This window comes from Segetibacter sp. 3557_3, assembly GCF_004354985.1.
Classification (GTDB): Bacteria; Bacteroidota; Bacteroidia; order Chitinophagales; family Chitinophagaceae; genus Segetibacter.
Genome location: NZ_SMSK01000018.1, coordinates 124,524 through 130,655, shown reverse-complemented (window position 1 = coordinate 130,655; position 6,132 = coordinate 124,524). Strand labels below are relative to the sequence as shown.

Sequence of the window (6,132 nt, the reverse complement as noted above, 5' to 3'; positions counted from 1 at the left end):
CTTGTGTCATAGGGTCTCTGTTTTTAAAGTGATTGATTATTCCTTAACTCAATTTACACTTTTACAGGACCCTTTTTTATTTACAAGTCTCCCGCATCTCATACATGAGACCTTGTACTGTATATCATCACGCAGCAGGGTAAACTGCACAATGGGCTATACTAAACACCAGGAGCTGAACTTTCCATGTTACCTGTTTATCACCGCGGCAATTTTAGCAAAAACACGTGACCATATAAGCAGCAGAAGCCATTGCATCGGCTTCGTTCCCGAGCAAGATGGTCCTGCATTTCCGCACTGGTGAGCGTCAATTTGCTTGACGACTGAAGCGAATATTTTTTAATAATTCGTCACTTCCGGTTCATCGTTGATTACCCAATCGCCTGGTTGAGGTCTTCTATCAGGTCATCAGCGTCTTCAATACCTACGCTAAGCCGGATCAAGGTATCACTCAGCCCATTTTTAATACGTTCTTCGCGCGGGATAGAAGCATGTGTCATAGAAGCCGGGTGATTGATCAGCGACTCAATACCTCCTAAGCTTTCCGCAAGTGCAAATACATGGGTAGAGGACAATACCCGGGTCGCATTGTCAACACTACCATCTTTTAGCGTAAACGACATCATACCTCCGAAATCGCGCATTTGTTTCTTCGCAATGTGGTAACCGGGGTGATCCTCAAAGCCGTTCCAGTATACTTTCTCCACCTTGGGATGATTACGTAAGAAGTGCGCGATTTTCGCACCGTTCTCACAATGGCGCTGCATACGAACGTGCAATGTTTTTATACCGCGTAACACCAGGAAGCAATCCTGCGGGCCGGGTACGGCACCACAGCTTTTTTGAATAAAGTATAGCCGCTCCCTAAGATCGGCATCATTCAACATCAGGCATCCATGAATTACATCGCTGTGGCCCCCGAGGTATTTTGTTGCAGAGTGCATTACGATATCTGCACCAAGATCTAATGGGTTTTGCAGGTATGGCGATGCAAAAGTATTGTCAACGCACAGGATGATATTATTTGATTTTGCAATCTTTGCAATCGCTTCTATGTCAGCAATGTTCATCAAAGGGTTGGTTGGTGTTTCCATCCAGATGAGCTTTGTATTGCTGTTGATATAATTATTGATGTTTTCGGCTTCCTGCATATTAACGTAGTGGAACCGGATACCAAACTTTTCAAAGATCTTACTAAACATCCGGTAAGTTCCACCATACATATCGTTGCCCGCAATTACTTCATCACCCGGTGCCAGTAGCTTGATCACCGCATCGGTAGCCGCCACACCACTGCTGAAGCACAAGCCAAATTTCCCGTTTTCAATGGCCGCAAGTGCGTCCTCGAGTGCCTTACGCGTCGGATTTTGTGAACGGGCATATTCATAGCCTTTGTGTTTACCAGGAGCTGCCTGAACATAGGTAGAGGTTTGATAAATGGGGGTCATGATCGCCCCTGTTGATGGATCCGGCTCTGTGCCTGCATGTATAACTTTGGTTGCAAACTTCATGGTGTATGATTGAGGTGATTGAGGGTGCAAAGATGTACAAAATATAGCGACGTTGATGGCATTCAAATAAACGATCCGGCGCATAAGTAACGCCAGTCAGCATTCCCCGGGTCATGTGCGTGCATGGCGTTCACCCGTTTTTCGAGAACCTGCTTTTTAAGCACTCCCTTTTGTACCAGCCTTCTTTTTTGTTCGTGTAACAGTTCAGCAATACGCGGGTCGCCAAACCATTGTTTCTGCGGGGGTTCAAAGCCTGTTTTGTCTTTACGCCAGGCAATCGCTGCAGGCAGGTGCTTGTCCATAGCTTGTCGCAACAACCATTTGGTCCAGCCCTGGTGTATTTTAAAGTTTGCCGGCAATGCAAATATAAATTCCACCAGCTCGTGGTTCAGAAAAGGGAGTCGTACCTCACGGGAATGTGCCATGGCATTGCGGTCAGCATAGCGAAGCAGTTCCACCAGGCCACCGTTTATGGTATTGAAATAAAGGATATCATTCAACTTTCTGACAACAGGTTTCACAAAAGCACTACTGCGCAAATTGTCGTGGATAAAATCAGGATCTAGCTCCCCCCCGGAAAACTTTACTGCGCGACGCTGCAGTTGCCTTGCCGCTGTTTCCGGCAGCAACGCAGCCAGGTAATTACCGGCCCCAAACGGGGTTTTTACACCTAAGCGCCTCGCCTTTCGAATTTCATTGATAAGCTGCATCCCTGCTCTCCTGGCAAAAAGCTCCTGCCAGTACCATTGATAGTACCGGTGGTAACCTCCTAAGATTTCATCTGCACCCTGCCCGTCGAGCAAAACAGTTACCCCATGAGCAGCAGCAAGTTCATACACTTTGTATTGGGCATAAATGCTGGACGACTGGAACGGCTCCTCCTGGTGATAGACCAGTTTTTCAAAATCGCTGATAAAGGTGTCAGCAGTTGGTTGAGTTGAAAAAGCATGAAGGTTAAACTTCCGTACTACTTCGTCGATGTACCCCGACTCATCTTTTTCAAAACCAGGGAACACAGCAGAAAACGCCGAATGACTATAGTTAGCGGAAGTTTTATGCCCGGTTTCGATTATAGCAACGATCGACGAACTGTCGAGTCCCCCGCTCAGGCTGGTTCCACTTTGCACGTCGCTCCTGAGTCGACGCCGGATAGAAACATCAAACAATTTTAAAAAGGTATCCCGGGCATCGCCGGGAGTTATTGCTGCCGTGGCTTCCTTATCTAATTTCCAGTATAATTGTGATCTTAGGGAAAGACTGGTACCGGAAGTGCTTTCGTTGAAGTCTAGCTCGATGAAACTTGCAGGAGGCAGCGCAACAATCTCCCGGTAGAATGTGCGTGAAGCATTTGAGGCATCGGTCACAAGGCCGGCACCAAGATAATTGAGCAACATGCCATCATCCATTTGCTTTTCAATACCGGCCGCCCATAGCCCCTTCATTTCGCTGGCAAAAACAAACAAATTTGCTGCACTAACGTAATAAAAAGGCTTTTCGCCAAAGCGATCCCTTGCACAGAACAATCTTTTTTCAAGCCTGTCCCAGATGGCAAAAGCAAACATACCGTCAAAGTATTGGAGGCAGGTTGTTCCGTAACAATCGAAAGCAGCCAGGATAACTTCGGTATCGGATTCGGAAGAGAAAACATAACCTGCCTTGAGCAGGTTGTTTCTAAGTTCGATGTAGTTATAAATTTCGCCGTTGTAGGTAATCGTGTAACGATCGAGATAATGCATGGGCTGTGCACCGCCCGAACTAAGATCTAATATGGCTAAACGCCGGTGCCCAAACCCGGCAACTCCACGTTCATCTATCCAGAATCCTTCACCTTCCCTCCCACGATGAACGAGTTTTTCGGTCATGCTGTGTAAACGCTCCCGGCTCACCTCTCCCGGGTCTGAAGATATAATTCCTGCAATGCCGCACATAAGCCAACAAGTTATAGGATTTATACATGCAGGTGGCCGGGTGAACGCCAAAGGACTGTTCGCACACCGGGATTTACAGGCTAAAAGGAATAGCAGCTTTCATGGTATCCCATTGAACATGCATATTGGAAGCCGTAGTTGTTCCCTCAAAATAAATGGTAAGTGCTTCAACAGACTGCGTGTTTGGCTGGGCAGGCACATCAACCCTTAAGGCGTCTTTCTCGGGTCTATACGTAAAACTTCCCCAGGTATTGAGGTCTTTATTAAAAATCACGGTCCACTTTGATTGTTCGGGTATGCAAAACATGGTATAACGGCCTTTCAGTAGTCGCTTGCCGGCGACCTTGACGTTTTTAAAAACTTCTATCTCGGTAGCTTCATTGGCACCCATTCTCCACACCTCGTTATACTTAACTTCTGTACCGAAAATTGTTCTTCCTTTTCTTAAGGGCCGGCTATAGATTACCCGGGCAACAGGGTCCTGGGTTATTTGGCTGCGCATTTTTAAGATCGGATAATTTGCGGGCCAGTAACTCATATCCATTGGGCTTTGGTCAAGATCGGTAGGCTTTTGCTGGGCGATTGCCAGTTGAGCACATAATATGAAAATGCAGGCTACTAAAGTTCTCATGACCAGGTTTAATTAGGAAGTGTTAGTGAATGTTCCAATCTTTCAATTGTTGCACCGTAAAATCTTTTAACGACGGAAAAAAGTCGATATAACATTTCTGTAACGCGTCGTAGTGCTCTTTAAACAGATAAAAAACATGCCTGCTGGTTTCGAGGTACCGGGCGCGCCGTGCAACTCCCGCAAAACTACTTTCGAGTCCATCAACGGTACGGTAGTTAAATAACCAGTTTTGCTGCCGCATATAGGGCAGCATCAGCCTAAAAGTTGGTGGAACCAGGTGTTCAAATTGTTCCAGGGTATCATATGTGTGCAACGCAAATTTTGCCAGTAATGGTTCCTGAAACTGGGCGGGATCGTTTGCCAGGAAATGGTCGTACGCAACGTCTACAAAAGCGCCGCTGTACAAGCCAACAGCGGGTTTGAAATACGTTTTTGCAAGCCTAGTAACGGGATGATCGTCGGTAAACTGATCGATGGCACGGTGCAAAACAATTCCCTGCTTTATCTTATATGGGTAATCGTCTTTTTTGCGCCCTTTAACAAAATCACTGATCATGTTCCCAACCAGGAGCTCGGGATAGCCAAAAGAAAGGAATGCATGTGCCAGGTAATTCAAATCTTTGTTTTTAAGGCTTTACATTTTTAATGAGCCACTCACCAATGGCAGTAAGCGCAACCGGCGAAAAGCTCTCAGATAGCTGGCTATATTCACTTACCGAACAACGTGTGCACGTTTGGAACAGGTGGTTTAACCCGGGCAGCTCGCGTGTTTCGAAAGACTTGACTTTGCTGGTTTGTAAGGCAGCCTTAATGCCCGCAATGTTTGGCTTTGATAAAACCTGCACGTCTTTCTCTCCATTAAGCGCGAGCACCTTACAGGTCATTTTGCGAAGCAGAGCGGCAGGATCGCTATTTACAAAATATTTGAACCAGGGCATACTAAATACCCTTACCAGGCCGCTCAACATATCTCTTGCCCGAACATCGTCGGTATAGCCGATCGCGGCCCTTTGTTCAGCTGTGCTGCTGCTTTTCCATTTCTGGAAAATGTTTATTGCAGTTTTCATTGCGGTTGCTGTATCGGTAGCAGCAGCCGTACTATTAAGCACCTTCATGTAAAATGGAACATATGCTTCAGCGGCAGCCGGTGGAACGCCTTCACTTATTAATGATGCACTAACCTGTCCGGCAATTAATTCCGCGCCCTTTATACCGGGACCAGCAAGCAAAACCACGAAATGGATTGCTTTATTTTCGGCTGCAATAATTTGTGCAATCAGTCCACCTTCACTATGACCGATGAGCCCTATCCGCTGTTTGTCCACTTCGGAACGGCCCTTCAAATAGGCAATGGCACCAAGCACATCTTTGGCAAAATCGGCACTTGTTGAATTTACCACGTCGCCCCTGCTTTTACCGGTTCCACGATCGTCAACCCTAAGCACAGCAAAACCTCGTTTGGTGAGGTCGTCGGCAATAATGGCGAACGGCTTGTGCCCGAGCAGGGTTTCATCGCGATCCTGCTGTCCACTGCCAGAAATTAAAATAGCGGTTGGAAAAGGTCCCCCTGATTTGGGGAAGGTTAACGTGCCCGCAAGATGTGCACTCTTGTCGGGGTTGTCGAATTCCACATCCTGTGCCTGGTAAGCAAACGGGGGCTTTGGTGTTTGAGGATGTTCGGTTACCGGAACCACTGCCACTTTCCTCAGGTCGAGCGATACATTTGCCGGCCCCTGCATCCAGGTACCGGAAAGCGTAGAGTCGCTGGTGAACTTTCCTGTATACTGGCCTTTAATCGCGTCGATCTGAACTTTTACGCTATCGGATGTAACCTGCACAACTGAACAGGGGATACCGTTAACACCCTGGTCGGGACTATCCATTGTTCCTTTATAACTCCCATCTGCCGACTTTGAGAGGTGAAATACAAGCTTTAGCGTCACCCCAACATTTAGATTGCCGAACCAATTGCCCGATACGTCCTGGGCAGGTACTTTGGCAAGTGTAACCAGGAAAATGGCGACCAACAATATTGCTCTCATGTAATGCGAATTGAAGTATA

At 46.9% G+C, this 6,132-nt stretch carries 6 protein-coding genes; 1 reads left to right on the top strand and 5 read right to left on the bottom strand.

Going from position 1 to position 6,132, the window contains the following annotated elements:
* Positions 1-304: hypothetical protein (locus EXU57_RS25460; protein WP_207955559.1), on the top strand; the 304-nt coding region annotated here is incomplete at its 5' end.
* A 67-nt stretch (positions 305-371) separates the two neighbouring features.
* On the opposite strand, the gene EXU57_RS21150 is transcribed toward EXU57_RS25460, so the two are convergent.
* From EXU57_RS21150 to EXU57_RS21130, 5 genes are all read right to left on the bottom strand, one after another.
* Positions 372-1,511, bottom strand: a complete 1,140-nt coding sequence (locus EXU57_RS21150) for a cystathionine gamma-synthase (RefSeq protein WP_133270254.1) — start codon at positions 1,509-1,511, stop codon at positions 372-374.
* Positions 1,512-1,573: 62 nt separating this feature from the next.
* On the bottom strand, positions 1,574-3,439 hold the full coding sequence (gene asnB / locus EXU57_RS21145) for an asparagine synthase (glutamine-hydrolyzing) (protein WP_133270253.1): 1,866 nt from the start codon (positions 3,437-3,439) through the stop codon (positions 1,574-1,576).
* Positions 3,440-3,512: 73 nt separating this feature from the next.
* A complete protein-coding gene (locus tag EXU57_RS21140) occupies positions 3,513-4,070 on the bottom strand; it encodes a DUF2911 domain-containing protein (RefSeq protein ID WP_133270252.1) in 558 nt (185 codons plus the stop codon).
* A gap of 22 nt (positions 4,071-4,092) precedes the next feature.
* Positions 4,093-4,686: an ACP phosphodiesterase gene (locus EXU57_RS21135; protein WP_133270251.1), complete on the bottom strand. Its 594-nt coding sequence runs from the start codon at positions 4,684-4,686 to the stop codon at positions 4,093-4,095.
* Positions 4,687-4,696: 10 nt separating this feature from the next.
* Positions 4,697-6,112, bottom strand: a complete 1,416-nt coding sequence (locus EXU57_RS21130) for an alpha/beta hydrolase family protein (protein ID WP_133270250.1) — start codon at positions 6,110-6,112, stop codon at positions 4,697-4,699.
* Between the last annotated feature and the right edge of the window lie 20 nt (positions 6,113-6,132).

Coding starts and splice junctions, on each gene's coding strand:
- EXU57_RS21150 (WP_133270254.1), bottom strand. CDS start 1,511: ATGAAGTTTGCAACCAAAGTTATACATGCAGGCACAGAGCCGGATCCA.
- asnB (WP_133270253.1), bottom strand. CDS start 3,439: ATGTGCGGCATTGCAGGAATTATATCTTCAGACCCGGGAGAGGTGAGC.
- EXU57_RS21140 (WP_133270252.1), bottom strand. CDS start 4,070: ATGAGAACTTTAGTAGCCTGCATTTTCATATTATGTGCTCAACTGGCA.
- EXU57_RS21130 (WP_133270250.1), bottom strand. CDS start 6,112: ATGAGAGCAATATTGTTGGTCGCCATTTTCCTGGTTACACTTGCCAAA.